This window comes from Enterococcus sp. DIV1089c, assembly GCF_050530965.1.
GTDB lineage: Bacteria > Bacillota > Bacilli > Lactobacillales > Enterococcaceae > Enterococcus_B > Enterococcus_B hirae.
Genome location: NZ_CP172888.1, coordinates 62,920 through 89,316, shown reverse-complemented (window position 1 = coordinate 89,316; position 26,397 = coordinate 62,920). Strand labels below are relative to the sequence as shown.

38 protein-coding genes and 1 pseudogene are annotated in these 26,397 nt (G+C 38.2%); 1 reads left to right on the top strand and 38 read right to left on the bottom strand.

The genetic code is table 11. From position 1 onward, the window contains the following. Positions 1-350 precede the first annotated feature (350 nt). The gene (locus tag IGL30_RS00480) at positions 351-2,975 is read left to right on the top strand and encodes a YfhO family protein (protein ID WP_088745070.1); all 2,625 of its coding nucleotides are present in this window, start codon (positions 351-353) and stop codon (positions 2,973-2,975) included. Between the two features lie 484 nt (positions 2,976-3,459). Here IGL30_RS00480 and IGL30_RS00475 read toward each other — a convergent pair whose 3' ends face one another. The 38 genes and pseudogenes from IGL30_RS00475 to IGL30_RS00290 form a co-directional block, all read right to left on the bottom strand. After that, positions 3,460-3,729 carry a hypothetical protein gene (locus IGL30_RS00475; protein WP_263765727.1) on the bottom strand — a complete coding sequence of 90 codons (270 nt, stop codon included), beginning with the start codon at positions 3,727-3,729 and terminating at the stop codon, positions 3,460-3,462. A gap of 151 nt (positions 3,730-3,880) precedes the next feature. After that, a complete protein-coding gene (locus IGL30_RS00470) occupies positions 3,881-5,170 on the bottom strand; it encodes a hypothetical protein (RefSeq protein ID WP_123874902.1) in 1,290 nt (429 codons plus the stop codon). A gap of 360 nt (positions 5,171-5,530) precedes the next feature. Beyond that, positions 5,531-6,715, bottom strand: a complete 1,185-nt coding sequence (locus tag IGL30_RS00465; protein WP_409541775.1) for a hypothetical protein — start codon at positions 6,713-6,715, stop codon at positions 5,531-5,533. After that, positions 6,688-7,029: a hypothetical protein gene (locus tag IGL30_RS00460; protein ID WP_260221429.1), complete on the bottom strand. Its 342-nt coding sequence runs from the start codon at positions 7,027-7,029 to the stop codon at positions 6,688-6,690. The genes IGL30_RS00465 and IGL30_RS00460 overlap by 28 nt, the downstream gene beginning before the upstream one ends. A 382-nt stretch (positions 7,030-7,411) precedes the next feature. Then, positions 7,412-8,161 (bottom strand): tRNA pseudouridine(38-40) synthase TruA, encoded by a 750-nt coding sequence (truA, locus tag IGL30_RS00455; RefSeq protein WP_088745075.1) that lies wholly within the window; start codon positions 8,159-8,161, stop codon positions 7,412-7,414. Between the two features lie 15 nt (positions 8,162-8,176). Continuing rightward, positions 8,177-8,974: an energy-coupling factor transporter transmembrane component T family protein gene (locus IGL30_RS00450; protein ID WP_010720435.1), complete on the bottom strand. Its 798-nt coding sequence runs from the start codon at positions 8,972-8,974 to the stop codon at positions 8,177-8,179. Then, a complete protein-coding gene (locus tag IGL30_RS00445) occupies positions 8,964-9,833 on the bottom strand; it encodes an energy-coupling factor ABC transporter ATP-binding protein (RefSeq protein ID WP_088745077.1) in 870 nt (289 codons plus the stop codon). Before IGL30_RS00445 ends, IGL30_RS00450 begins: the two co-directional genes overlap by 11 nt. Then, entirely contained in the window at positions 9,809-10,648 is an 840-nt protein-coding gene (locus tag IGL30_RS00440; protein ID WP_034697737.1) for an energy-coupling factor ABC transporter ATP-binding protein, read from the bottom strand. The genes IGL30_RS00445 and IGL30_RS00440 overlap by 25 nt, the downstream gene beginning before the upstream one ends. 272 nt (positions 10,649-10,920) lie before the next feature. Next, positions 10,921-11,301 (bottom strand): 50S ribosomal protein L17, encoded by a 381-nt coding sequence (gene rplQ / locus IGL30_RS00435; RefSeq protein WP_005880733.1) that lies wholly within the window; start codon positions 11,299-11,301, stop codon positions 10,921-10,923. Positions 11,302-11,328: 27 nt separating this feature from the next. Beyond that, positions 11,329-12,267 carry a DNA-directed RNA polymerase subunit alpha gene (locus IGL30_RS00430; RefSeq protein ID WP_005880735.1) on the bottom strand — a complete coding sequence of 313 codons (939 nt, stop codon included), beginning with the start codon at positions 12,265-12,267 and terminating at the stop codon, positions 11,329-11,331. 79 nt (positions 12,268-12,346) lie between these two features. Further along, the gene (gene rpsK / locus IGL30_RS00425; RefSeq protein ID WP_002288714.1) at positions 12,347-12,736 is read right to left on the bottom strand and encodes a 30S ribosomal protein S11; all 390 of its coding nucleotides are present in this window, start codon (positions 12,734-12,736) and stop codon (positions 12,347-12,349) included. Between the two features lie 27 nt (positions 12,737-12,763). After that, positions 12,764-13,129 carry a 30S ribosomal protein S13 gene (rpsM, locus tag IGL30_RS00420; protein WP_002288713.1) on the bottom strand — a complete coding sequence of 122 codons (366 nt, stop codon included), beginning with the start codon at positions 13,127-13,129 and terminating at the stop codon, positions 12,764-12,766. A gap of 17 nt (positions 13,130-13,146) precedes the next feature. Next, on the bottom strand, positions 13,147-13,263 hold the full coding sequence (gene rpmJ, locus IGL30_RS00415) for a 50S ribosomal protein L36 (protein ID WP_002288710.1): 117 nt from the start codon (positions 13,261-13,263) through the stop codon (positions 13,147-13,149). A 32-nt stretch (positions 13,264-13,295) separates the two neighbouring features. After that, the gene (gene infA, locus IGL30_RS00410) at positions 13,296-13,514 is read right to left on the bottom strand and encodes a translation initiation factor IF-1 (protein ID WP_002288695.1); all 219 of its coding nucleotides are present in this window, start codon (positions 13,512-13,514) and stop codon (positions 13,296-13,298) included. A 191-nt stretch (positions 13,515-13,705) separates the two neighbouring features. Continuing rightward, positions 13,706-14,353 (bottom strand): adenylate kinase, encoded by a 648-nt coding sequence (locus IGL30_RS00405; RefSeq protein ID WP_010720438.1) that lies wholly within the window; start codon positions 14,351-14,353, stop codon positions 13,706-13,708. 59 nt (positions 14,354-14,412) lie between these two features. Next, entirely contained in the window at positions 14,413-15,708 is a 1,296-nt protein-coding gene (gene secY, locus IGL30_RS00400; protein ID WP_010720439.1) for a preprotein translocase subunit SecY, read from the bottom strand. Next, entirely contained in the window at positions 15,708-16,148 is a 441-nt protein-coding gene (gene rplO, locus IGL30_RS00395; RefSeq protein WP_010720440.1) for a 50S ribosomal protein L15, read from the bottom strand. Before rplO ends, secY begins: the two co-directional genes overlap by 1 nt. Positions 16,149-16,209: 61 nt before the next feature. Continuing rightward, the gene (rpmD, locus tag IGL30_RS00390; RefSeq protein ID WP_010720441.1) at positions 16,210-16,389 is read right to left on the bottom strand and encodes a 50S ribosomal protein L30; all 180 of its coding nucleotides are present in this window, start codon (positions 16,387-16,389) and stop codon (positions 16,210-16,212) included. 14 nt (positions 16,390-16,403) lie between these two features. Further along, positions 16,404-16,904: a 30S ribosomal protein S5 gene (gene rpsE, locus IGL30_RS00385; protein WP_002288681.1), complete on the bottom strand. Its 501-nt coding sequence runs from the start codon at positions 16,902-16,904 to the stop codon at positions 16,404-16,406. 20 nt (positions 16,905-16,924) lie between these two features. Further along, positions 16,925-17,281: a 50S ribosomal protein L18 gene (gene rplR, locus IGL30_RS00380; protein WP_005880747.1), complete on the bottom strand. Its 357-nt coding sequence runs from the start codon at positions 17,279-17,281 to the stop codon at positions 16,925-16,927. Between the two features lie 158 nt (positions 17,282-17,439). Beyond that, positions 17,440-17,976: a 50S ribosomal protein L6 gene (gene rplF, locus IGL30_RS00375; RefSeq protein WP_010720442.1), complete on the bottom strand. Its 537-nt coding sequence runs from the start codon at positions 17,974-17,976 to the stop codon at positions 17,440-17,442. 31 nt (positions 17,977-18,007) lie between these two features. Beyond that, positions 18,008-18,406, bottom strand: coding sequence for a 30S ribosomal protein S8 (gene rpsH / locus IGL30_RS00370; protein WP_002288675.1), 399 nt, complete (start codon positions 18,404-18,406; stop codon positions 18,008-18,010). A 36-nt stretch (positions 18,407-18,442) separates the two neighbouring features. After that, positions 18,443-18,628, bottom strand: a complete 186-nt coding sequence (locus tag IGL30_RS00365) for a type Z 30S ribosomal protein S14 (protein ID WP_002356214.1) — start codon at positions 18,626-18,628, stop codon at positions 18,443-18,445. An 18-nt stretch (positions 18,629-18,646) separates the two neighbouring features. Further along, complete coding sequence (gene rplE / locus IGL30_RS00360) at positions 18,647-19,186, bottom strand: 50S ribosomal protein L5 (protein WP_002288671.1); 540 nt, start codon at positions 19,184-19,186, stop codon at positions 18,647-18,649. 25 nt (positions 19,187-19,211) lie between these two features. After that, the gene (rplX, locus tag IGL30_RS00355; RefSeq protein ID WP_010720443.1) at positions 19,212-19,523 is read right to left on the bottom strand and encodes a 50S ribosomal protein L24; all 312 of its coding nucleotides are present in this window, start codon (positions 19,521-19,523) and stop codon (positions 19,212-19,214) included. 36 nt (positions 19,524-19,559) lie between these two features. After that, entirely contained in the window at positions 19,560-19,928 is a 369-nt protein-coding gene (rplN, locus tag IGL30_RS00350; RefSeq protein ID WP_002288669.1) for a 50S ribosomal protein L14, read from the bottom strand. Between the two features lie 57 nt (positions 19,929-19,985). Further along, the gene (gene rpsQ / locus IGL30_RS00345; RefSeq protein ID WP_010720444.1) at positions 19,986-20,252 is read right to left on the bottom strand and encodes a 30S ribosomal protein S17; all 267 of its coding nucleotides are present in this window, start codon (positions 20,250-20,252) and stop codon (positions 19,986-19,988) included. 24 nt (positions 20,253-20,276) lie between these two features. After that, positions 20,277-20,465 (bottom strand): 50S ribosomal protein L29, encoded by a 189-nt coding sequence (gene rpmC, locus IGL30_RS00340; protein ID WP_002288664.1) that lies wholly within the window; start codon positions 20,463-20,465, stop codon positions 20,277-20,279. Beyond that, positions 20,455-20,889 carry a 50S ribosomal protein L16 gene (gene rplP / locus IGL30_RS00335; protein WP_010720445.1) on the bottom strand — a complete coding sequence of 145 codons (435 nt, stop codon included), beginning with the start codon at positions 20,887-20,889 and terminating at the stop codon, positions 20,455-20,457. The genes rpmC and rplP overlap by 11 nt, the downstream gene beginning before the upstream one ends. Before the next feature lie 2 nt (positions 20,890-20,891). After that, complete coding sequence (gene rpsC / locus IGL30_RS00330; protein WP_010720446.1) at positions 20,892-21,548, bottom strand: 30S ribosomal protein S3; 657 nt, start codon at positions 21,546-21,548, stop codon at positions 20,892-20,894. A 13-nt stretch (positions 21,549-21,561) separates the two neighbouring features. Beyond that, on the bottom strand, positions 21,562-21,909 hold the full coding sequence (gene rplV / locus IGL30_RS00325; RefSeq protein ID WP_002288657.1) for a 50S ribosomal protein L22: 348 nt from the start codon (positions 21,907-21,909) through the stop codon (positions 21,562-21,564). 21 nt (positions 21,910-21,930) lie between these two features. Then, positions 21,931-22,209, bottom strand: coding sequence for a 30S ribosomal protein S19 (gene rpsS, locus IGL30_RS00320; protein WP_010720447.1), 279 nt, complete (start codon positions 22,207-22,209; stop codon positions 21,931-21,933). Between the two features lie 42 nt (positions 22,210-22,251). After that, positions 22,252-23,085 carry a 50S ribosomal protein L2 gene (gene rplB / locus IGL30_RS00315; RefSeq protein WP_010720448.1) on the bottom strand — a complete coding sequence of 278 codons (834 nt, stop codon included), beginning with the start codon at positions 23,083-23,085 and terminating at the stop codon, positions 22,252-22,254. A gap of 39 nt (positions 23,086-23,124) precedes the next feature. Continuing rightward, positions 23,125-23,415, bottom strand: coding sequence for a 50S ribosomal protein L23 (gene rplW / locus IGL30_RS00310; RefSeq protein WP_002290449.1), 291 nt, complete (start codon positions 23,413-23,415; stop codon positions 23,125-23,127). After that, positions 23,415-24,038: a 50S ribosomal protein L4 gene (rplD, locus tag IGL30_RS00305; RefSeq protein ID WP_010720449.1), complete on the bottom strand. Its 624-nt coding sequence runs from the start codon at positions 24,036-24,038 to the stop codon at positions 23,415-23,417. Before rplD ends, rplW begins: the two co-directional genes overlap by 1 nt. A 27-nt stretch (positions 24,039-24,065) precedes the next feature. Continuing rightward, a complete protein-coding gene (rplC, locus tag IGL30_RS00300; RefSeq protein ID WP_002290445.1) occupies positions 24,066-24,695 on the bottom strand; it encodes a 50S ribosomal protein L3 in 630 nt (209 codons plus the stop codon). A 30-nt stretch (positions 24,696-24,725) separates the two neighbouring features. Then, positions 24,726-25,034, bottom strand: a complete 309-nt coding sequence (gene rpsJ / locus IGL30_RS00295) for a 30S ribosomal protein S10 (RefSeq protein ID WP_010720450.1) — start codon at positions 25,032-25,034, stop codon at positions 24,726-24,728. A gap of 459 nt (positions 25,035-25,493) precedes the next feature. Further along, positions 25,494-26,395, bottom strand: a pseudogene (locus tag IGL30_RS00290) (ketose-bisphosphate aldolase). Between the last annotated feature and the right edge of the window lie 2 nt (positions 26,396-26,397).

Here is a 26,397-nt window from a genome sequence, read left to right as displayed (position 1 = left end):
TTTGAACCGTTCGGTGCGTGAACGGTTTTTATTTTTATTATAATGCCTTACTTTTCATAAAAGAAGTTAGTTGAAAAGCCTACAAATGATCTTGATGAACGATCATTTGTAGGCTTTTTAGGTTTTGCCAAGTCCTTAATATTAAACATGTATTCTTTTAAAAACTGGTATTTTATTATTTATAAAATCAGTTTATATAAGTTTTTTTGCCTTTTATTTTCAAAATAAACGTTATTTATTATTGTTTTTTTATTTTTTTGGAAATGCCAAGTCTTTTCATGTAGTTAAAAATATGAATATGATAAACTAGAGATAACTTCATATTTCATAGAAATTTGGTGAATGAATCAATGAAAACAAAAATCAAACTTTTTTTAAAAGAAAATGGTCGTTATGCTTTTGCTAGTTTTCTGATCCCTTTTTTGATACTTGCGTTAGTTTACTTAAGTATCGGAATTTATCCAGGAAGTAGCCGAAGCATTCTTGCAAGTGATGCATTTTCTCAATTTTCAAATTTCCATGCAAGCTTTCGGAACATGTTATTAGGAAAGCAAAGTATTTTTTATACTTGGAACGCCTCATTAGGTCTGAATTATTTATCTTTAATTTCATATTACTTAGGCGGATTATTTACTCCGCTTGTTCTTTTGTTTCCTAATAATATGATGCCTGATGCTTTATATTTTCTAACTCTGCTTAAAGTTGGGTTTGCTGGATTATCTTTTTGGTTCCTTGCGCGGACGTATAAAATTCCACGTTGGGGACAAGTGGCTTTAAGTGTTAGCTATGCTTCGATCTCTTTCATTACCGCTCATTCTGAGATCATTATGTGGTTGGATGCGTTTATTTATCTTCCACTTATTATTTTGGGTATCCATCGGGTCATGGATTATAAACGACCAACATTATTATTTGTTAGTTACTTATTGCTCTTTTTATCCAGTTTTTATATGGGCTTTATGATCGGTATTTTTTCTTTTCTTTATTTTATGGCAAGGCTGTTTACAAAATGGTCACTCTACAAAAAATCGATTGTACCTTATGGGATTACTTCCTTATTAGCTGGTGGAGCATCAATGATCATTATTCTTCCAGCAGTCTTGGATCTCCGATCAAATGGCGAAACATTAACACAGATCACTACACTAAAAACCGAAGCTACCTCATATTTGGATATCATCATGAAAAACATGATCGGTGTCTATGACACAACCAAATATGGCTCCATTCCTTTTATTTATGCTGGTTTGTTTCCATTAGTTTTATGTCTATTTTATTTTGCTAGTCGAAAAATCAACTTAAAGAACAAACTTTTGTATGGTAGTTTATTTGCTTTATTGATTGCTAGTTTCTATCTTGTACCACTCAACCTCTTTTGGCATGGTATGCATGCGCCTAATATGTTTTTGTTCCGCTATTCCTATTTGTTTTCTTTTCTCATCCTTTTGTTAGCGGCCAAAGGATGGGAACGAATAACTAAAGAGGATCAAGGCTTACTCCTAAGTATCATCATCATTTTAGCAGCAGTTTTTGCTATCGCATGGGGACTTAAGCCTAATAATAGTTACTCTTATATTACAACGACATCGTTTGTCTTAACGATTGTTTTCTTGAGTCTTTACGCGTTAACAATTGGCTTTTTCCAGCAACCAAAACAGCCCGTTAAATACCTTAGCTTATTGTTACTGTTACTGATGACAGGAGAAGCAAGTGTCAATACGAATAGTATGATTCATGGGATATTAGATGATTGGAATTATGCTTCACGAAGCTTATATACTGATCCTGCTCCTAGCATCAAGTCACTTGTTGACCAGACAAAAAAAGAATCGGATACTTTTTATCGATTAGAAAATCTTGATCCGATTTCTCCTAATGATTCCATTAACTATGGCTATAGTGGTATCAGTTTGTTTTCTTCTATTAGAAACAGGAACTCTTCTGCTTATCTAGATTCGTTAGGCTTTCGTTCAAGGGGAACAAATCTTAATATCCGCTACGCAAACAATACGTTATTGATGGATGGGTTTACAGGAATAAAATATAATATTGCTAAAAATGACAGTAGCTTTAGCAAATATGGCTTTGTGAAAGAAAGTCAGAGCGGTGACTATACACTCTATAAAAATCTAAATGCTTTACCGCTAGCTTTTACAGCACCAGTAGATATTAATCACGTGGAACAACCATTAACTGACAATCTCACGAGCCAAACCAATTTGATCAATCGGCTGGCTGATTTAAATGAGCGGTATTTTACTTTCTACACACCAACTTTGAAAAGCCAACAAAACGTCACAGTAAACAAGACGTCTACCGGGGTGACTTATTCTGAAACCACGAATAACCAGCCCAAAACGCTCACTTGGGAAGTGCGTGTACCAGCAAACACACAAGCTTATCTCAGTTTGTTCCCTACTAACTATGCCCAATTAGAAAGCTCTACCGCCACGATTACTGTCAACGGTGTGTCACGAAAGACTCAGATCAGTATTTCTGGACAATATTATGATCTAGGATATTATCCTCAAGACACAACAGTTACTTTCTCCGCTAGTTTTTATGGCACAAAAGAGGTTAGCTTTATGGAACCTAAAGTTCTTGGACTTGATGTTGTTGCTTATCAAGCAGCAATGAATCAAATCAAAGAAAATGGTGTTGCTATGAAAACGACCGGCCGAACAGCCACTGGTACTTTCAACACATCCGAAGAAAGAATGCTAGTCACAACGATCCCTTATGATGCTGGTTGGTCCGCAAAAATCGATGGAAAGGCAGTCAAAGTCGAAAACTTCAAAGATGCCTTTGTAATGATCAAACTACCTGCAGGCAAACATACCGTCACTTTTAGTTATTTACCTCAAGGTTTTATCATCGGATCGATTTTGTTCGTTCTTTGTATCGGACTTTTTATCCTATATGTGTGGTATCAAAAAAAAGAGCCCAAAGTAAATAAGCGATATAAACATAGTTAATGATCCACTCAGCGCCATCATTTCTAAAATTGAAATGATGGCGCTGATTTTTACGTTGATGACTCTTATAGTTCTGATTACTTATCTACTACCGTATTCAGTAATTTCATTATGTTCTGTTATCTTCCTTACAGGACTTGTGGAGCCTGCAATCCTTGACGTTGATGCAGACTCGAACTTGATTCACGCCTGTTCTCCAAAAGCTCTCTTAAGCGTTGAACATCACCCTGTTGATTAGATGAACTGCCCTTATTTAAATTCCCACCTCCGGAAAGAGAGGGTGAATTGTCAAGGATCCAATCGCTTATTTTTATTATTTCAACCTACAAAACATGTTTCGTTATGGCAAAACCTACCAAATAAAAAAGACAGAAAGAAACTTTTCTTCTTTCTGTCCCAATTATTCTATCTCTCATAACCAACCTCAATTTCTTATCATTCCTCAACGAAGTTAAAAAGTTAAATGTTCTGGTTTATTGATTACTCATCTGTCGTACCCAACGGCACCCTTAGGATTATTTACCCGGCTTACAAGATTTGGAGATGCTGTAGGTCTTTCAGACTGCGAATCTATTTTGACCACCTGTGTGCCACAGTCTCCTAAAATTACTCTCAGTTCTTTTTTCTGACCATTACTCAACCTACCGTTATCTACCTTTCCATTCTCCACTTCTCCGTTATTAAACTTGCCATTATTCCCCTCTTCATTACTTAATTGTCTAGCTTTTTTTTGATATATTAAGTTGTCTTGCAAGTCTCTGATATTCGCATATGTAGCTCTAAACAAAGATGTTTTTTTGGTTTGAGAGGTATGTTGATCTAAACTGCCTGTTTTTCCTTCTTCCTTGCTATTTCCACTAAGCTGTGTTACTTCTGGATTTGGATTAATCTCTTTATCTGTTAAACTACTCTGGTTTTTCAGAAAATTCTTTTGTACCTACTTTATGTTCTTTAGATAACTGAATGATCTCTTTATATAGTTTTTGCTTTTCATTTCTTAAAGAGTTCATGGATTGCCAAAGTTCCGGTTTTGGACCTTGATCCCGGTTATTATCTACGACTTCATAATCATTATTAATATCCGCAACTTCATCATAGATGCTAAAAGATATTGAAGACGTGGTAGAAGCATTACTTGGACGAGGAGTTAGTTCCTCAAGATTCCCGTTCTCTCCATAAATGTCTACTTCGTCATATTCAACTGGTTCGCCATACACATGAGCAGCAACAGCACTTGAACGAGGAGTTCGCTCCTCAGGATTTTCGTTCTCCCCATAAATGTCTACTTCATCATATTCAACTGGTTCGTCATACCCATTATCATCAACAGCACTTGAACGAGGAGTTCGCTCCTCAGGATTTTCGTTCTCCCCATAAATGTCTACTTCATCATATTCAACTGGTTCGTCATACCCGTTATCATCAACAGCATGATTTCCGTTTTGTCCTTGACTCGTAAGTTGGGAACTATGTATTGTGTTGTCCTCTGAACTGTTTTTTAGACTCTCTTGTTGTTTCTTTTGGAATTCTTTAAATTTCATTTTAACCACTTCTGCTAAACTAACCGAAGAGTTTTGGCTATTAGCACCAACACTTAAATCTTGCCTTCGAATTTGTTTTAAACCAAGTTGTTCCCTTACTTGATGTATCATGTGATATGTATTTAAAAAATTCTTTCTCTGAAATAATAGAGATTCTATTACTGCAGTGTTAGTCATTCCATCAGGAGCAATACCCTCGTCTTTTTTTAATAGGTTCAAATTGTTCTTAGCAGCTTCCCAACCTTCTTCAATTGAACTAATTAGCTGTTCTCTTTCATGCGGTCTAGCTTTCTTCAGTGATTCCACTCCATCACTAATACTTTTGTTATATGCTAGTATATCTTGTAAAATACCATCTGAATCTTGCTTTTTTTCGCTTACAGCACGTGTAAATAAACGTGCGCTTTTACTTGCTACTAGCCTTTCATCTGCCTTTAGTTTAGTTTTTATAGTATTCGGTATCATTTCAGTTAAGTTCATCACTGCTACTTCTAGTTTTTCTTTGGTTAATTGCTTATTGTCTTTCGATAACGTTTTCTTTGTTTCTTCACTTATTTTTTTATGAAATGTTTCGCTATCATAAAATCCTAGATTGTTAGCTATCGCTATAAGGTCTCCATGTATAGTCTCCAATGTTTCCTGATTATTTTCCATTAAAAAATCTCCCTCCGTTAAGTTAGTCCATATTGTATACTAAAATCCAACCATTCCTTTACCTATTTTTTCTTTTTTTTAAAATTTATGTTTCGCTTAGTAAAAATGTTCGACATTCGTACACATCGTCTAACTTAATATCTAGTCATTATTTTTCATATCTACTCTTCCAATATTTAGCTGAGTACTGAATTCGATTCGCATATTCATAAAACAAAATCATGAATTGAAGCATTCTATCCTAAAAAATGGCTCACCTTGAGTAGCTATGGTACGTTCTCAAATAATTAAACAACAGGTGTACTCACTAGTCGTATAAAATCCATCTGACTTCTTTATTTAAGGGTTGATTATCAGCTATTACCTAGATAAAGATTGTCCATTTGTCACAGTATTTTGGGAAATTCTATTTTTTTCTAACTCCGCACCTTGTTTTGCTCTATCACAAGCTTCGTTTATAGAACTCTTTGTTTCAAAAAACTTAGTTAATGCTTTGACATTTGTTTTTGGTACCAGTTGATTGGTTTTATTGTTATGCTTTTCTTGATCAACTTCTAGTTTCGAAGAATTGTTTTCCGTAAGATCTGTTTTTGTTGGCTCAGGTTGCTCTAGCTTCTCCTTACTCGGTAATGTCAAAGGGATGTTTTCTGTAAATTCTTTTTTTGCTGGCTCGGGTTGTTTTGGTTTCTCTCCGCTCAATAATTTCGAAGGATGGTCGTCTGACGAGTTTTCTACTGTTTGTCCTACTGATATTTTCTGTGCCGTTAGTTTATTTAACATTAACTGGTTTAATACATTATCAAAGATTGATCGTTGCAGTTTTTGATCACCTTGTAGTTTTGAAGAATTATTTTCCGTAAGATCTGTTCTTGTTGGCATGGGTTGTTTTGGTTTCTCCTCATTCGTTAATGCCGAAGGAGTGTTTTCCGTAAAATCTTTTTTTGCTGGCTCGGGTTGTTCTGGCTTCTCTCCGCTCAATGGTTTCGAAGGAGTGTTTTCCGTAAGATCTATTCTTGTTGGCATGGGTTGTTTTAGTTTCTCCTCATTCGTTAATGCCGGAGGAGTGTTTTCCGTAAGATCTATTCTTGTTGACTCGGGTTGTCCTGACTTCTCCTCACTCGGTAATATCAAAGAGGTGTTTTCTGTAAATTCTTTTTTTGCAGACTCTGCTGTTCTTTCTTGTGCTACTGGATTATTTAACTTTATTTGGTTTAATACATCAACGAATTTTCTTCTATGCTCTCCTTGATCAGAAGGTTTAGTTTTTGACGATTCCTTTGTTATTGGCACTGGTATTACTGTTGTCTGATGTATGGGCAGGTTCTTTAGGAATATGTTACCCATAGCGTTTTTAAAAATTTCTTTCTCAGTTGCTGTCATAGCCATAAACGATTTTGAACCGGTTGTTTCTCCTAATATGCTAGTTGTATTTTCCATCTTCGTACTCGATGGTATTGATGGATTATTGTTTGCCGAATTTTTTGCTGGATCTGGTGTCACTATTTTTGGCTGTATGGTTAGTTTTTGTTGGAATATATTACCCATAGCGTTTTTAAATTTTTTTTCTCAGCTGCTGTCATAGCCATAAACGATTTTGAACCGGTTGTTTCTCCCAATATGCTAGTTGAATTTTCTATCTTCGCACTCGATAGTATTGATGGATTATTGTTTGCCGAATTTTTTGCTGGGTCTGGTGTTACTATTTTTGGCTGTATGGATGCGTTTTGTTGGAATATATTACCCATAGCGTTTTTAAAATTTTCTTTCTCATCTACTCTCGTCTCAATAAAGGTTTTTTCCTCATGTACTTCTCCCAGTATGCTGATTAAAGTATTCTGTTCTAATTTTTCATTGCTCATATCATTTATTCTCCTTTCGCTCATTAGGTTCTATTATAAAGAAAAGAATCCTCTCTTTAGCAACAACTTTTTCTTTTTTATATACTTTATGTTATTTCGATTGTTATTTTAAATAATAGTTATTTTATATTTCTATAAAATTTATAATTTAGCTACTTAGATGCTAGTAATATCTTGTTACTGTTGTTATTTTTTAGAGAGTTAAAACTCATAAAAAAATAAAAAAACGTTTCGTTTAGAGAAATATTTTTTCTCTAAACGAAACGTGTGAATAAAAGGTCTTTATGGATTCATAAAAAGAGCTATTTTCTCTTAACCATTTAATCCTCTCGTCCTTTTTTGAAGTTTATTACCTCCAATAGGATCTATTTGGAACTTTTCTTTATTGATCATACACCACTTCATACAGATATAACCCTTCTGGATGAGCTGTGGGTCCTGCAGCATTTCGATCTTTTTTCGCAATGATTTCGGGTATACTATCCTCTGAAAGTCGTCCGTTCCCAATCTTCAGCAACGTACCGACAAGGATCCGAATCATCTTGTACAAGAAACCATTCCCACGAAAAGTAAATAACAACTCATCCCTGGCCTCATTGACTTCCATCTTTGCTTCATAGATCGTTCTTACTTTGTCCTCGATTGAACTTCCAGAAGCACAAAAAGAAGTGAAATCATGGGTACCTATTAAGTCAGGCAATGCTCGTTGAATTTTCGATAAATCAAGTGGATAGGGGAAATAACTTGCGTAATGCCGACGAAACGGACTGCGTGGTTTTCCAATATCGACCCGAAACTGGTAAGTTTTTTCTTTTACTAAATAGCGCGCGTGAAAATCATCTGAAACGATCTCAACGGCTTTAACTGCGATATCTTCTGGCGATTGCGTATCTAATGCAAAACGCATACGTTCTAAAGGTCGTTCTTCAGGGTAATCAAAATGGATCACTTGCCCCATCGCATGGACCCCTGCATCAGTACGGCCAGAACCAAAGACAGTAATCTCTTTTCCATTGGCCATTTTCTTTAGCGTTTTTTCCATTTCCTCTTGGACAGTACGACCATTTGGTTGCTTCTGAAAACCATTAAAATGGGTACCATCATAGGCAATAATTGCTTTATAACGTGTCATACTTTCACCTACTCATCAACTTCTTAAAAAGACTAATGCAATGGTCATCAAGACAAAAACAACAAGGACCATCGTATCTCGTTGATGCCAATGCAGTATGCGGTACTTTGTTCTTCCTTCACCACCTTGGTATCCTCTTGCTTCCATGGCAGTCGCTAAATCTTCTGCCCGGTTAAAACTGCTAACAAACAAAGGAATCAGTAAAGGAATAACTGCTTTCATTTTTTGGACTAGACTTCCTTCACCAAAATCAACCCCACGAGCTCGTTGTGCATTCATGATTTTCTCTGTTTCATCCATCAACGTTGGTACGAATCGTAGAGCAATCGAAAGCATCAACGAAATTTCATGCACCGGAAAGCGAACTGCTTTTAATGGGCGAAGTAAATACTCAATCGCATCAGATAATTCCAAAGGTGGAGTCGTTAATGTTAATAAAGTAGACATAAAAATGATTAGTACAAATCGGCAAAAAATAAACAGCCCATTCATTACACCGAACTCCGTAATATTGAAGATTCCCCAACTCCAGTAGGTAGCACCACCGCTAGTAAATAATACTTGGAGTGCCACTGTAAATAAAATCAACCAGATCAAAGGACGGATGCCTCGGATGAAAAATTTGAAATCTACCTTTGAGAGAAAGACAGCAAGTAAAGTGAAAACAGCTAATAACGCATAAGTCTGCCAATTATTTGCCAAAAAAATAATTCCAATAAAGTAGAAACTTGCTAATAACTTTGCTCGAGGGTCTAATCGATGGATCAAGGAATCTCCAGGCATGTATCGACCAAAAATTAATTTATTCATCATAAGGTTGTCCCCCTACTAATGCTACGAGCTGATCTGCTAATTCATCTGCAGTGATTGGAAGTTCGGAAAAAAGCGCTGTTCGACTATTCAGCTTTTCCGCAAATTCTGTCGCAGTCGGAACACCTAATTGCTTTTCTTTTAGCCAAGATAGATTTTGAAAAACTGCATGAGGTTGACCGCTATTTACAATCCTACCTTTTTCTAAGACATAAACATAATCCGCGTAATTTGCCACATCATCCATTAAATGAGTGACCAATACGATCGTGATTTTTTGTTCTTTGTGCAGTCGCCAGAACATATCCATCATTTCTTTTCGACCTTGAGGATCAAGTCCAGCCGTTGGTTCGTCTAATACTAGTACTTCCGGCTTCATAGCAAGTACACCTGCAATCGCTACTCGACGCATTTGTCCTCCTGATAATTCAAAAGGAGAACGCTCTAAGTAAGTTTCATCTAAACCAACTTGTGCTAATGTTTCTTTAGCTAAATCTCGTGCATCTTCCTCACTGACACCAAAGTTCTTTGGTCCAAAAGCAATGTCTTTTGCTACCGTTTCTTCAAATAATTGGGCTTCAGGAAACTGAAAAACAATGCCTACTTTTTTACGAATGGGTTTTAAGTTTTTATTATTCGTATCGGGCTTGATTTGTCGATCGCCAATATGTACGATCCCGCTGGTAGGTTTAATCAACGCATTCAAATGTTGCAGTAAGGTTGATTTCCCACTTCCAGTATGCCCGACTAAGGCTGTGTAGCTATTTTCTTTAATCATTAAATCAATATCAAATAATGCACGTTGTTCGAATGGTGTGTTTGGTTGATAGGTGAAATCTACTTTTTCAAAACGGATGTCCATAACCATTCCACCATCCTTTCTTCTGTCATATATTCACTAGGAACATCAATTCCTCGTTGCTTCAAGGCGCTTTTCAATTTTTCAGGAAAAGGAAGATCTAACCCTAAATTGATCAATTCTGGGCCAGCAGAAAAGATTTGTTCTGGTGTGCCTTCATTGACTAATTCTCCTTGTTTCATCACTAATATCCGATTGGCATTTGCTGCCTCATCGATATCATGAGTGATAGATATGACGGTCAAATTACTTTCATCTTTGATTTTTTTAATCGTGGAAATCACTTCTTCACGACCTTCTGGATCAAGCATACTAGTAGCTTCATCTAAGATAATAATATCTGGACGTAGAGCTACGACTCCAGCAATGGCTACTCGTTGTTTTTGTCCACCAGAAAGTCTTGCTGGTTCACGTTTGGCAAAATCGATCATACGTACCTTTTCTAGCGCATCTTGTACACGGATTACCATTTCTTCTCTAGGTATACCTTGGTTCTCAAGACCAAAAGCAACATCATCTTCAACAGTAGATCCAACAAATTGGTTGTCTGGATTTTGGAAAACCATTCCAACCATTCGACGGATCGACCAGATATTTTCTTCATTAAGTGTTTGATTGCCAACTTTCACAATACCAGACTCTGGTAGAAGCAACCCATTGATTGTTTTTGCAAGTGTTGATTTCCCTGATCCATTATGTCCGATGATTGCGATCCACTCACCTTGCTTGATGGTAAATGAAATGTCTTTTAATGCTGGACGAGGGTCATCAGGTTGATATTTGTAATTAATCTTTCCTAATTCAATTATTGGCTCCATAATTACTCCTTCTCCATCCTAAGTTCCTACTAACACTATCAAAAAACACCTGATTTTTCAATTGTTTCCGTTTTAATTAAAGTGTTTTTTTACACCTTCAATTAGATGTCTTGACAGGTAATTGAAGGTACAAAAAAACACTTTATGATGAGTGCATACTCCCCAAACCGATAGATTTGGGGAGTAGCGCTGAGCTAGACTCGGAAGAGTTAACTTCCAACATCATAACACTCTAAAAGAATCATCTATAAAGTGATGTTATTAGTGTGATTTTAGACAAGTTCTAAGACAACCATTGGTGCACCATCACCGCGTCTTGGTTCTGTCTTCAAGATACGAGTGTAGCCACCTTGACGTTCAGCATAACGAGGTGCAATATCATTAAATAGTTTTTGTAAAGCTGATTCAATGACGATGTCCTCATTTTCTTCACGTACGCTAGCAACTTCATTACGTACAAAAGCCGCAGCTTGACGACGTGCATGTAAGTCTCCACGTTTGCCTAAAGTGATCATTTTTTCTGTAGTTGAGCGAACTTCTTTCGCACGAGCTTCAGTAGTCACAATACGTTCGTTAATTAATAAGTCAGTTGTTAAATCACGCAACATCGCTTTACGTTGGCTAGATGTGCGTCCTAGTTTACGATAACTCACGTTGGTTTCCCTCCTTCGTAAAAGGTTTTAATCTTCCTTACGTAAACCTAAACCTAAGTCGTGTAATTTAGCTTTCACTTCTTCTAATGATTTACGTCCTAAGTTACGGACTTTGATCATTTCTGGCTCAGATTTATTTGTAAGTTCTTGTACAGTATTGATTCCTGCACGTTTCAAACAATTATAAGAGCGAACAGACAAGTCTAATTCTTCAATTGTCATTTCTAACATTTTTTCTTTTTGTGTTTCTTCTTTTTCGACCATGATTTCAGCATTTTTAGCTTCATCAGTTAGGTTTACAAAGATGTCTAAATGTTCTGTCATGATTTTTGCAGATAAACTCATTGCTTCCAACGGTTCGATTGAACCATCTGTCCAAATCTCCATCGTCAATTTATCAAAATCTTCACGGTGTCCAACACGAGTGTTTTCTACTTGGTAGTTCACACGACGAACTGGCGTGTAGATTGAATCGACTGGAAGTACACCAATTGGCATATCTTCTTTTTTGTTTTCATCTGCTTGAACATAACCACGTCCTGGCTTCACTGTTAAGCGAGCGTGGAACGTAGCTCCTTCAGAGACGCTACAGATGTACATATCTTTGTTAAGAATTTCTACCTCACTATCAACGATAATATCGCCAGCAGTTACTGTAGCAGGTCCGGTAATATCGATTTCAAGGGTTTTTTCTTCTTGACCATACATTTTAAGTGCTAAGCCTTTAATGTTCAAGATGATTTGAGTGACGTCTTCTCTTACCCCTTTAATGGTAGAGAATTCATGCAGTACACCATCGATTTGAATATTAGTGATGGCAGCACCTGGCAAAGAAGATAATAAAATACGACGTAGGGAATTCCCTAAAGTAGTCCCATATCCTCTTTCAAGAGGTTCAACGATGAACTTGCCATAATCTTTTTCTTCATCAATTTTTGCGATTCTTGGTTTTTCGAACTCAATCATTCTTATCTTTACCCCTTTCAAAACGAAAAGTGTCTTGTTCAATGACGTTACTAATAGAACTCAAAATGAGCGGCACTCATTAAACACGACGGCGTTTTGGAGGGCGGGCACCATTATGAGGAACTGGAGTCACGTCACGAATTGCAGTCACTTCTAAACCTGTAGCTTGTAATGAACGAATTGCTGCTTCACGTCCAGAACCAGGTCCTTTAACTGTTACTTCAACAGTTTTTAATCCGTGTTCCATTGCTGCTTTTGTAGCTGTTTCTGCTGCCATTTGAGCGGCAAAAGGAGTTGATTTTTTGCTTCCTTTGAAGCCTAATGAACCAGCTGATGACCACGCTAATGCATTCCCGTGAGTATCAGTGATCATGATGATAGTGTTGTTGAATGTAGAATGGATATGTGCAATACCTGCTTCTATATTCTTTTTCACACGGCGTTTACGATTCACTTTTTTTGCTGCCATGAAGTTCTAACCTCCTTCACTTAAGAATTATTTTTTCTTGCCAGCGATAGCGCGAGCTGGACCTTTACGAGTACGTGCATTGTTTTTCGTGTTTTGTCCACGAACAGGCAATCCACGACGATGACGGATTCCACGGTATGAACCGATTTCCATCAAACGTTTGATGTTTAAGTTCACTTCACGACGAAGGTCACCTTCAACTTTTAATTTATCTACTTCTGCACGGATAGCATCTGTTTGTTCATTCGTTAATTCACGAACACGAACATCTTCAGATACACCAGCATCAGCTAAGATTTTTTTAGCAGTAGTGTTACCAATACCATAGATATAAGTAAGAGAAACTACTACACGTTTATCACGAGGAATATCTACTCCTGCAATACGAGCCATATTTATTGCACCTCCAATTATCCTTGACGTTGTTTATGTTTTGGATTTGCTGGGCAAATCACCATAACGCGTCCTTTACGACGAATTACTTTACAATGTTCGCACATTGGTTTTACTGATGGTCTTACTTTCATGATAATACCTCCTGTAGTTTTACGGAGTACAATTATTTAAAGCGATAAGTAATACGGCCACGGTTTAAATCATACGGAGACAATTCAACCGTCACTTTGTCACCAGGTAAGATACGGATGTAATGCATACGGATTTTACCTGAAACAGTAGCAAGAACTTGGTGTCCGTTTTCTAGTTCAACTTTAAACATTGCATTCGGCAAAGTTTCGACGACTGTACCTTCGACTTCAATCATATCTTCTTTTGCCACGCACAGTACCTCCTTGTACTTGTTTCGCATTTTCACACGATAAAATGGCGGAAACTGCAGTTCCCACCTCAAAATTCTCAAAATGGATCATCTAGAGGATTTCTCTAGAAGTCGGACTGACATATTCTATCATAATTTATTGAACTTGACAAGAGTAACTGCTTAATGCAAGTCGGCTACGGGCAATCGTGCTATTTTTCAATAATTTTTTGGACATCAGTAAATACAGCATCGATTTCACGATCACCATCGATAGTGTTTAGCAAACCTTGTTCTTTGTAATAGGCCAAGATTGGTTCACTATTTTTGATGTTGATAGCCAGACGATTTTTAACCGTCTCAGGTTTATCATCTTCTCTTTGATAGAATTCATGCCCACCACAACGATCACATGTATCTTCAACTTTTGTAGGGTTAAAAATTTTATGATAAGTTGCTCCACAATTGCTGCAAATGAATCGGCCAGCTAAACGCTCAACCAATACATCTTCACCAACATGGATATCGATGACTGCATCAATTTTTTTGTCTAAGTCTTTTAACATTGCATCTAGCGCTTCCGCTTGCTCAAGTGTACGGGGAAAACCATCTAATAAGAAGCCTTTTTCCGTATCAGGTTCAGCTAAGCGCTCTTTCACGATTCCATTTGTTACTTCATCAGGAACTAATTCACCTTTATCAATATAAGACTTTGCTTCCAAGCCAAGAGCTGTTTCATTTTGCATTGCTGCACGGAACATGTCTCCTGTTGAGATGTGAGGAATATGATAAGCATCAATGATTTTTTCTGCTTGTGTTCCTTTACCTGCGCCTGGTAGCCCCATTAAAATGAGGTTCATTGTTTTCCCTCCTAATAAATGTGAGAACGTGTGTTGAGGAAAAACCTCAACACGCTTTCTTACTCGATAAATCCAACGTACTTACGTTTCAGCATTAAGCCTTCTAACTGTTTCGCAGTTTCTAAAGCTACACCGATGACGATCAGTAAGCTAGTACCACCTAACCCAATGGACTGAGGCAGATTCCAAATCATTTGAGCAATGATCGGTAATAAAGCCACTAAACCAAGGAAAATCGCACCGACTGTACTTAAACGCATCAATAAGCTTGAGACATACTCTTCAGTTCCTTTACCAGGACGTACGCTTGGTATATAGCTTCCTTGTTTTTGTAAGTTTTCCGCTAATTTCTCAGGGTTTACTTGAACAAAAGCATAGAAGAATGTGAATGCGACGATCAAGATCGTATAAATAGTTGCACCAGGTGCAGTATTATAGTTAAAGATCTGCATCATTATTTTATACCAGTTTTCAGCCCCAAATCTTCCACTCAATGCTTGTAAAACCGCATTAGGTGTCGCAATAAACGAACTTGCAAAGATAACCGGGATAACCCCAGCCGCATTGACTTTCAACGGTAGATAACTACTTGTTGGCGCCCCTGCTACACGTTTCGTATATTGAATTGGGATTTTGCGTTCAGCTTGTTGGAAAAATGTAACGCACGTTACGATCAATAAGATTGCAACGATTAAAATAGCAATGAAAATTGCAGATTTCCAGATATCTGATTGATTGATATTTACGAAATAGTCTTCATAAATTTCTTTTACACTTTCAGGAAGTCGAGAAATGATCCCTGCAAAGATGATCATTGATACTCCGTTACCGATTCCTTTTTCTGTGATTTGTTCTCCTAACCAAGTGACAAACATTGTACCCGCAGTCAAAATCAGACCGATAGTAACATAGGTTGAAACGTTAGGGTTATTCACAAAACCTAGTTGAGCATATTGGTTAAATCCAGCAGTGATCCCAACAGATTGGACAAATGCCAATACTAATGTCAGGTATCGAGTTGCTTGATTCAACTTCTTACGACCAACCTCTCCTTGTTTTGACCATTCAACAAAACGTGGCACGATATCCATTTGTAACAATTGGATAACGATCGAAGCTGTAATGTAAGGCGAAACCCCCATTGAGAAGATGGAGAAGTTTTGCATCGCACTACCACTCACCAAGTTCAACATGTTGAAAAAAGGTAAAGAAGAAAGGTTTTGCAATGAACTAGCATTTACTCCGGGCACAGTGATATGTGCACCTAAGCGAAATACAAATAGAACAAAAACAGTAAATAAGATTTTGGATCTAATGTCTTTTACTTTAAAAGCATCTTTTAACAGTTTGAACATTAGATCACCTCAATTGACCCACCAGCAGCAACGATTGCTTCTTCAGCTGCCTTAGAGAATTTTGCGGCTTTCACAGTCAATTTCTTAGTTAACTCACCGTTAGCTAATACTTTGATTCCAGATTTTTCGTTTTTCACGATTCCAGCTTCTACTAAAGCAACTGGAGTTACTTCAGCACCATCTTCAAAACGATTTAGGACATCAAGGTTGATGACTGCATAATCTTTGCGGTTCACGTTTGTGAAACCACGTTTTGGTAAACGACGGAATAATGGAGTTTGACCCCCTTCAAATCCTAGACGTACACCACCGCCTGAACGAGCTTTTTGACCTTTTTGACCACGTCCAGCAGTTTTTCCGTTACCAGAAGAAGTACCACGTCCAACACGGTTACGTACTTGTCGTGAACCTTCTGCAGGTTTTAATTCATGAAGTTTCATAGGTTTGGCACCTCCTTAATATTCTAGTTCATATTTCTTACTATATACTAGGTTTGTTTAATTAGATTTCTTCAACGTCCACCAAGTGAGAAACAGTGTTGATCATGCCTTTGATTGCTTCATTAGCAGGTTTAACCACTGAGCTGTTAATCTTTGTAAGACCTAACGCTTTTACTGTATCACGTTGGTTTTGAGGACGTCCGATAATACTGCGTTTTAAAGTAACTTTTAATTCAGCCATTATTTTTGTCCTCCTTATCCGATTAATTCTTCAACTGATTTGCCGCGAAGTTCTGCAACTTCTTCTGCACGTTTCAATTGTTTCAAACCTTCAACAGTTGCACGAACAACGTTGATTGGTGTATTTGAACCTAAAGATTTAGAAGTGATATCTGCTACCCCTGCTAATTCCAATACGGCACGAACTGGTCCACCAGCAGCAACCCCAGAACCTTCAACAGCAGGTTTCATTAGGATTCTACCACCACTAAAAGCACCGATGACTTCGTGTGGGATTGTTGAACCAACCATAGGTACTTCAACTAAGTTTTTCTTCGCATCTTCAATTGCTTTACGGATTGCTTCAGGTACTTCTTGTGCTTTACCAGTACCAAATCCTACATGTCCGTTTTTGTCACCGACAACAACTAAAGCAGCAAAACGTAGACGACGTCCACCTTTAACAACTTTTGTTACACGGTTAATTGCAACAACGCGGTCTTCTAATTCCAAATGTTTTGGATCGATATAAACCATGAATGGTATTCCTCCTTTTCCTAAAATTCTAGTCCATTTTCGCGAGCAGCTTCAGCTAAAGCTTGCACACGGCCATGGTAAAGGTATCCACCACGGTCAAAGACTACTACTTTAATGCCTTTTTCAGTTGCACGTTCAGCAACTAATTTACCGACAGCTTGTGCTGCTTCTGTTTTTGTTCCACCTGAAATTTCTTTATCCAAGGTAGAGGCACTTGCTAGCGTTACACCCGCTACGTCATCAATAATTTGAGCGTAGATGTTTTTGTTAGAACGAAAAACGTTCAAGCGTGGGCGCTCAGCAGTACCAGAGATATTGTTACGTACACGACGATGTCTTTTCTGACGTGTTTTGTTCTTATCTGGTTTTGTAATCACAATTGTCACCTCTTTAATTTTATTGTACTGCACTTAGGCAGAAACACCAAAGTCTCGAAAAATAGAAGCTGCGGCACAAGTTAAATTTCTTTTGAATGAAGGTAAACTTCTGCAAAATCCTTTTTTCCTGCTGCTGGCTTCTATGCAATTTTTCTAAACTATTTACCAGTTTTACCTTCTTTACGGCGTACATATTCGCCAACATAACGAATACCTTTACCTTTATAAGGTTCTGGAGGACGAGTTCCGCGAATGTTCGCAGCTAATTCGCCAACTTCTTCTTTGTTCGCACCTTTAACAATTACTTGTGTGTTAGCTGGTACTTCAACAGTTACGCCAGCTGGTGGTGTGATTTCTACTGGATGTGAGTAACCTACGTTCAAGACAAGTTTTGATCCTTGTAATTGCGCACGGTACCCAACCCCGATCAATTCTAATGCTTTTTGGAATCCTTCACTAACACCTACAACCATGTTGTTGAAGTTAGCACGAGTTGTTCCATGGATTGTTTTCATTTCTTTACTGTCATTTGGACGAGTGAAAGTCACTTCGTTTCCTTCGATATTCATTTTGATATCAGAAGAGAAAGTACGTGTTAATTCACCTTTAGGTCCTTTAACTGTAATGTTGTTTCCATCTTGAGTAACTGTTACTCCTTCAGGGATCACAACAACTTTATTTCCAATACGGCTCACTTAAAGACACCTCCTTGTAAATTCTAGTTGATTACCATACGTAAGCGATAACTTCGCCGCCGATATTTTTTTCACGAGCTTCTTTATCAGTAACAACACCTTCAGAAGTCGAAATGATTGCGATACCTAAACCGTTCAATACTTTTGGTACTTCGTCAGCTTTGACATAAGCACGCAAACCTGGTTTAGAGATACGTTTTAAGTTAGTGATAACACGTTCGCCGTTTTTACCAAATTTTAGGAAAACACGGATCACGCCTTGTTTGTCATCTTCGATATATTCAACATCACGAACGAAACCTTCACGTTTTAAGATTTCAGCGATGTCACGTTTAATTTTTGATGCAGGAACTTCTAAAGACTCATGTTTAACCATGTTTGCGTTACGGATACGAGTTAGAAAATCTGCAATTGGATCTGTCATGACCATTGATCTTTTACCTCCTTCTTATGCGAATTTACTTTTTTACCAGCTAGCTTTCTTCACGCCGGGAATTTGACCTTTATAGGCAAGTTCGCGGAAGCAAATACGGCAAAGATGGAACTTACGATAAACTGAATGTGGACGTCCGCAACGTTCGCAACGAGTGTAAGCTTGTGTTGAATGTTTTGCAGGGCGTTTGTTTTTAGCAATCATTGATTTTTTAGCCACGTAGTTCGCCTCCTTTAATTATTTTTGGAATGGCATGCCTAATTGTGTCAACAACTCACGAGATTCTTCATCTGAGTTAGCTGTCGTTACAATAACGATGTCCATACCACGTACTTTATCTACTAAATCGTAATCTACTTCTGGGAAGATCAATTGTTCTTTAATACCTAAAGTATAGTTTCCACGACCGTCAAAGGCTTTTTTACTTACACCATGGAAGTCACGTACACGTGGTAGAGAAACTGAAACCAATTTGTCTAGAAATTCGTACATTCTTTCTCCGCGCAAGGTAACTTTTGCCCCAATTGGCATTCCTTCACGTAAACGGAATCCAGCGATTGATTTTTTAGCTTTAGTAATCATTGGTTTTTGTCCAGTGATCAAAGTTAATTCTTCAACTGCTTTATCTAAGTTTTTAGCGTTTGATACCGCATCACCAACACCCATGTTGATGACGATTTTTTCAACTTTAGGTGTTTGCATAACAGAGCTATAGTTAAATTTTTCCATCAATGATGGAGTTACTTCTTTAAGATATTTTTCTTTTAGGCGGTTCATTCAGTAAGCCCCTCCTTCCTTAAACTTATTTATTATCTAAAACTTCACCGGTTTTTTTAGAAACGCGGACTTTTTTGCCATCTACTTCTTTGTAGCCAACTCGGCCAGCTACGCCAGTAGAGTCGATCACCATCACGTTAGAAACATGAATTGGTGCTTCCATCTCAACAATTCCACCTTGAGGAGCAGCTTGAGAAGGTTTTTGGTGTTTTTTAACAACATTCACACCTTCGACAATGACTTTATCTTTTTTCGGAAACGCTGCTAATACAACGCCTTCTTTATTTTTGTCTTTTCCAGTGATAACTTTAACTTTATCGCCTTTTTTAACAAACATAACTGTTTCGCACCTCCTTTGATAAGTGTCTCAAGATTATAAAACTTCTGGTGCTAGTGAAACGATCTTCATGAAGTTGTTTTCACGTAGTTCACGTGCAACCGGCCCAAAGATACGCGTTCCACGAGGGCTTTTATCATCACGAATAATCACTGCAGCATTTTCATCAAATTTAATATATGAACCGTCTGTACGACGAGCTCCTGATTTTGTTCGAACGATAACGGCTTTTACGACGTCACCTTTTTTGACAACCCCACCTGGCGTTGCTTGTTTAACCGTAGCAACGATCACATCACCGATGTTAGCAGTTTTACGACCAGAACCACCAAGGACTTTGATCGTCAAAATTTCACGTGCGCCTGAATTATCAGCGACTTTTAAACGACTTTCTGCTTGGATCACGTTGTGTATCCTCCTTTCAGATTTTGCATTCAATCTATATAGGAAAATCTCGTGTTATTAGATAATAACTGCTTCTTCGACTACTTCCAACAAACGGAAACGTTTTGTAGCTGATAATGGACGAGTTTCCATAATTTTCACGATGTCGCCAACTTTAGCTGTGTTGTTTTCATCATGCACTTTGTATTTCTTAGAATAGTTCATGCGTTTGCCATAGATAGGGTGGTTTTTCTTTGTTTCAACAGAAACTGTAATGGTTTTATCCATTTTGTCAGATACCACGCGACCTTGATAAACTTTGCGTTGATTTCTTTCTTCAGTCATACGCTTAATGGCCTCCTTCCATAATTACTTAGCTTGTTCACGCAATACAGTTTTGATGCGTGCAATCGATTTACGTACTTCTTTAATACGTGCAGTGTTTTCTAATTGACCTGTTGCTAATTGGAATCTAAGATTAAACAATTCTTCTTTTAATTGTTTTTCTTGATCAAGCATTTCGGCAGTGGTTAATTCTCTGATTTCTTTAACCTTCATTCGATTCACCACCCATTTCCTCACGTTTTACGATCTTAGTTTTCATTGGTAATTTGTGAGAAGCTAGACGTAACGCTTCACGAGCCACTTCTTCAGACACGCCTGCAATTTCAAACATGATTTTACCACGTTTTACTGGTGCAACCCATCCTTCAGGTGCCCCTTTACCAGAACCCATACGTACCCCAATTGCTTTGGCAGTATAAGATTTGTGAGGGAAAATTTTAATCCATACTTTCCCACCACGTTTCATGTAACGAGTCATTGCGATACGAGCAGCTTCGATTTGGCGGTTAGTGATCCAATGTGAATCAACAGCTTGCAAACCGTATTCACCGAATGCTACTTCTTTACCACCTTTGGCTTCCCCGCGCATTTTTCCGCGGAATTCACGACGGTGTTTTACACGTTTAGGTACTAACATGATTATTTCCCTCCTTTCTCAGTGTTTTTTTTAGTTGGAAGAATTTCTCCACGATAGATCCACACTTTAACTCCTAGTTTTCCGTATGTTGTATCTGCTTCTTCCCATGCGTAATCAATATCCGCACGTAATGTGTGAAGAGGAACAGTTCCTTCTGAGTATCCTTCTGAACGAGCGATGTCCGCACCGTTTAGACGTCCAGATACTTGAGTTTTGATCCCTTTAGCGCCAGCACGCATTGAACGTTGGATGGCTTGTTTTTGAGCGCGACGGAAAGCAACACGATTTTCTAATTGACGTGCGATTCCTTCACCTACTAATTTTGCATCTAGATCTGGTTTTTTGATTTCCACGATGTTGATATGGATTCTTTTACCAGTTAATTTATTTAATTCTTTTCTTAGGTTTTCGACTTCAGATCCGCCTTTACCAATAACCATACCTGGTTTTGCTGTGTGAATTGAAATGTTAACACGGCCTGTAGCACGTTCGATTTCAATTGTTGATACAGCAGCATCAGCAAGTTTAGTTGAAATAAATTTACGGATTCTTAAATCTTCGTGTAAGAACTCTGCATACTCTTTTTCAGCATACCATTTAGCATCCCAGTCGCGGATGATGCCTACACGCATTCCAATTGGATGTACTTTTTGACCCACTGATTATCCCTCCTTATTTTTCTGATACGACTACCGTGATATGACTTGTACGTTTGTTGATTGGAGAAGCTGATCCTTTTGCACGTGGACGGAAACGTTTCATTGTTGGTCCTTCGTTAACAAATGCTTCAGATACTACCAAGTTTTCAACATCTAAGTCAAAATTGTTTTCTGCATTCGCAACTGCTGACATCAATACTTTTTCAATGATTCCAGCAGATTTGTTTGGTGTGAATTTCAAGATTGAAATTGCATCCGCAACACTTTTACCTCTGATAAGGTCAATTACTAAACGGGCTTTTCGAGGTGAAGTGCGAACTGTTTTTGCAGTTGCTTTAGCTGATGTGATTTGTTCTGCCATTTGGTTTTATCCTCCCCTCAATTAGCGTTTCGTTTTCTTATCGTCTGCAGCATGGCCACGATAAGTTCTTGTTGGTGCGAATTCACCTAGTTTGTGTCCTACCATATCTTCTTGGATGTAAACTGGTACGTGTTTACGTCCATCGTATACTGCGATGGTATATCCAACAAAACTTGGGAAAATGGTCGAACGACGAGACCAAGTTTTGATAACTTTTTTCTTTTCAACCCCTGCTTGAGCTTCAACTTTGTTCATTAAATGCTCATCAACGAAAGGTCCTTTCTTTAAACTACGACCCATGGTGAACCTCCTCTCAAAATGTGCGACACATGGTCAAAGAAATTATTTATTTTTACGACGACGAACAATAAGTTTGTCTGATTTAGCTTTTTTATCACGAGTTTTGTAACCAAGTGCTGGTTGTCCCCAAGGAGAAACTGGTGCTTTACGTCCGATAGGAGCTTTACCTTCACCACCACCGTGTGGGTGATCGTTAGGGTTCATTACGCTACCACGTACAGTTGGGCGTTTACGCATCCAACGAGAGCGTCCAGCTTTACCGATGTTGATCAATTCGTGTTGTTCGTTACCTACTGAACCGATTGTTGCACGGCAAGCAGCTAAGATCATACGAACTTCACCAGAGTTTAAGCGGATCAATACGTATTTGCCTTCTTTACCAAGTACTTGAGCACTTGTACCAGCAGAACGGATTAATTGTCCACCTTTACCAGGTTTCATTTCAATATTGTGGATAACAGTACCAACTGGAATGTTTTCTAAAGGAAGAGCATTTCCGACTTTGATATCTGCATCTGGACCTGAAACAAGTTTCATTCCAACTTGTAGTCCTTTTGGTGCTAAGATGTAAGCTTTCACTCCATCTTCATAGTGTACTAACGCGATGTTAGCTGAACGGTTTGGATCGTATTCGATCGTTTGAACAGTTGCAACAACGTTATCTTTGTTACGTTTGAAGTCGATCACGCGATATTGGCGTTTGTGTCCGCCGCCTTGGTGACGTACAGTGATGCGGCCGTTATTGTTACGTCCAGCATGGTTTTTCAATGGTTGTAACAATGATTTTTCAGGTGTTGATGTTGTGATTTCAGCAAAATCAGAACCTGTCATGTTACGACGACCATTTGAGGTAGGTTTGTACTTTTTAATCGCCACGTTTTTCCCTCCTAATTTAATGAGTTATCTAGTAAGTGCTTATTCAGCAGCTTCGAATAATTGGATTTCTTTTGAATCTTCAGTCAATGTAACGATCGCTTTGCGACGTTTTTTTGTATATCCTGCATATTTGCCCATACGTTTGAATTTCGCACGTACGTTCACGATGTTCACGTTTTTAACTTTTACGTCAAAAGCAGCTTCAACCGCTTGTTTTACTAAAGTTTTGTTTGCACGAGTGTCCACTTCAAAAGTATATTTCTTGTCATCCATGGCAAGCATTGATTTTTCAGTGATCACTGGGCGTTTGATTACGTCTAGTAAGTTCATTATGCAAGCACCTCCTCAATTTGAGTAAGAGCAGTTTGTGTTGCTAACACTTTTGTATTTGAAACAACATCTAGAACACTTACGTTATCAGAAGTTACTACAGTTACGTTTGGTAAGTTACGTGCTGATAAAGCAGCAAAGTCGTTACCATTCTCTAGAACAACCAATACTTTAGAGTCAATAGATAAGTTAGCAAGAACTTGTTTAAATTCTTTTGTTTTTGGTGCATCGAAGCTTAATCCTTCAATTGCTACCAAGTTGTTTTCAGCAACTTTTTCTGACAATACAGATTTCATTGCTAAACGACGAACTTTTTTAGGAAGTTTGTAGCTGTAAGAACGTGGTGTTGGTCCAAAGACTACGCCACCTCCACGCCATTGTGGTGAGCGGATTGATCCTTGACGAGCACGACCAGTTCCTTTTTGACGCCATGGTTTACGTCCACCGCCTCGAACAGCACTACGGTTTTTAACCGCATGTGTTCCTTGTCTTAATGACGCACGTTGCATAACGATTGCATCGTAAACAACACTTTCATTTGGTTCAATTCCGAAGATTTCTTCGTTAAGTGTGATTTCACCGTTTTGGCTTCCATCTTGTTTGAATAATGCTACATTCGGCATTCCTTAGTTCCTCCTTTCTTCCTACTATTATTTAGCTTTCACAGCTGATTTGATAGTGATTAATGATTTTTTAGCTCCAGGAACATTTCCTTTAATTAAGATAACGTTTCTTTCTGCATCAACGCGAACAACTTCCAAGTTTTGGATTGTTACGCGGTTGCCACCCATACGGCCAGCAAGACGTTTGTTTTTGAATACACGGTTAGGTGCAACTGGACCCATTGACCCAGGACGACGATGGTAGCGAGAACCGTGAGCCATTGGTCCGCGGCTTTGGCCGTGACGTTTGATAACCCCTTGGAATCCTTTACCTTTCGTAGTACCTGTTACATCAATAATGTCTCCTGCTTGGAAAACATCTACTGTAATTTCTTTTCCTACTTCATATTCTCCTAGCTCAACATTTTTGAATTCACGAATGAAGCGCTTAGGAGCCGTGTTTGCTTTTGCAACATGACCTTTCGCAGGTTTGTTTGATAAAACTTCACGCATATCTTGGTAACCAACTTGAATAGCTTCGTAGCCATCAGTTTCCATTGTTTTCACTTGTAGCACTACGTTTGGAGTAGCTTCTACAACAGTTACTGGAATTAATTCGCCAGATTCAGTGAAGATTTGTGTCATTCCCACTTTTTTCCCTAAGATTCCTTTGGTCATGAGTACACCTCCATTAATTTTATTTTAATATTATAGTTTGATTTCGATGTTAACACCAGATGGTAAGTCTAGCTTCATCAAAGCATCAACAGTTTTTGGTGTTGGGTTCACAATGTCGATAAGACGTTTGTGTGTACGCATTTCGAATTGTTCGCGTGAATCTTTGTATTTGTGAGTCGCACGAATAACTGTGTAAAGACTGCGTTCAGTTGGTAATGGAATTGGACCAGACACGCTAGCTCCAGTTCTTTTTGCAGTTTCCACGATTTTATCCGCCGCTTGATCTAAAATACGGTGTTCATACGCTTTTAAACGGATACGAATTTTTTGTTTTGCCATCTTGTTCCCTCCTTCGCCTATTTTGAAAAGTAGACATAGCTCCACGAAAATTTCCGTCACGCTCGTTCGTGGCAAAGCGTCCGGGCGTGTCGCAACCTCTCGTTTCTTAGCCGACGAAATCCTATAGATCACGTCTGTGACATTTACGTTTAGGTAAACGCACCTTTGTAATTATAATATATCTAAATCCACAAAGCAAGGCTTTTTTCCTGTAAAAAACAATTTGTTTTCATAAGTTTTCATTTAGATATCTTTAGATGCCTCTTATCCTTAAATGTCACATTTTATTTCTACTAAACTTCCTTCCTATAGTAGTTCGCCTATCTTCAGTTATTCAAAAAAACCGCAGAACCCCCAATCATGTTGGTTTCTACGGTTTTTTATTCTATTAACTATCGGAAGTGATAGACAATCTAAGCCATACACTTTTCTTGAAAAACAAAGTTTGGATTATTTTTTTTAGTTCTGTTCTTGTCGCCAAGGTTGAATATTCGCTTGACGATAGACTTTTGCTTGGTTGATTGAATGGAAGAGTTCCATCTTTTGCTTCACCACTTCTTTTGCTGCTGCGATACATTCAGGATAAATGGCATTTGGATCCCATAGCTCTGTTGTAGCTAAGATTTCACGACACTTTTTATAAAAAGAATATTTATAGTCGGATGAAATATTGACTTTCTGAATACCGATTTGCACTGCTTTTGCAATTTCTTCGTCTGGGTTAGCAGATCCTCCATGTAAAACTAGCGGAATGGTTACTTTTTCTTTAATACTTGTTAAAACATCCATTTTCAATGCTGGCTTGACATCTTTTGGATAGATACCATGAGCGGTTCCGATTGCCACCGCTAACGAATCGATTCCTGTACGTTCCACAAATTCCTGTGCATCTTCCGGCTTCGTATAAATGACTTCCGATACACCGCCTTCTACTGAAGTACCCGTGTTACCAATCGTTCCTAGTTCGCCTTCAACTGAGACCCCGATCTTATGGCAAACATCTACCACTTCTTTTGTTAGTGCAATATTTTCTTCAAATGGCAACAAGGAGCCGTCGATCATAACTGAACTAAACCCACAATGAAAATCCCTCGCATAATACTTGCCAAGCTATCGCCATGATCCATATGGATAACGAAAGGCACAGCGCTGTTTTTCGCTCGGCTCACTGCATATTGGAAAAACTCATCTTTGGTACAGTCTGATTCTGTCGGATGGACTGCAATGATTGCGGGTGCATCATTTTCTTCTGCCGTCTCAATGACTACTCGTAAAAAGTTGCTGTCAGCAACGTTAAACGCCCCTACTGCAAAATGATTTTCCTTGGCAATTTCTAACATTTGATTCATATTGATTAACATCG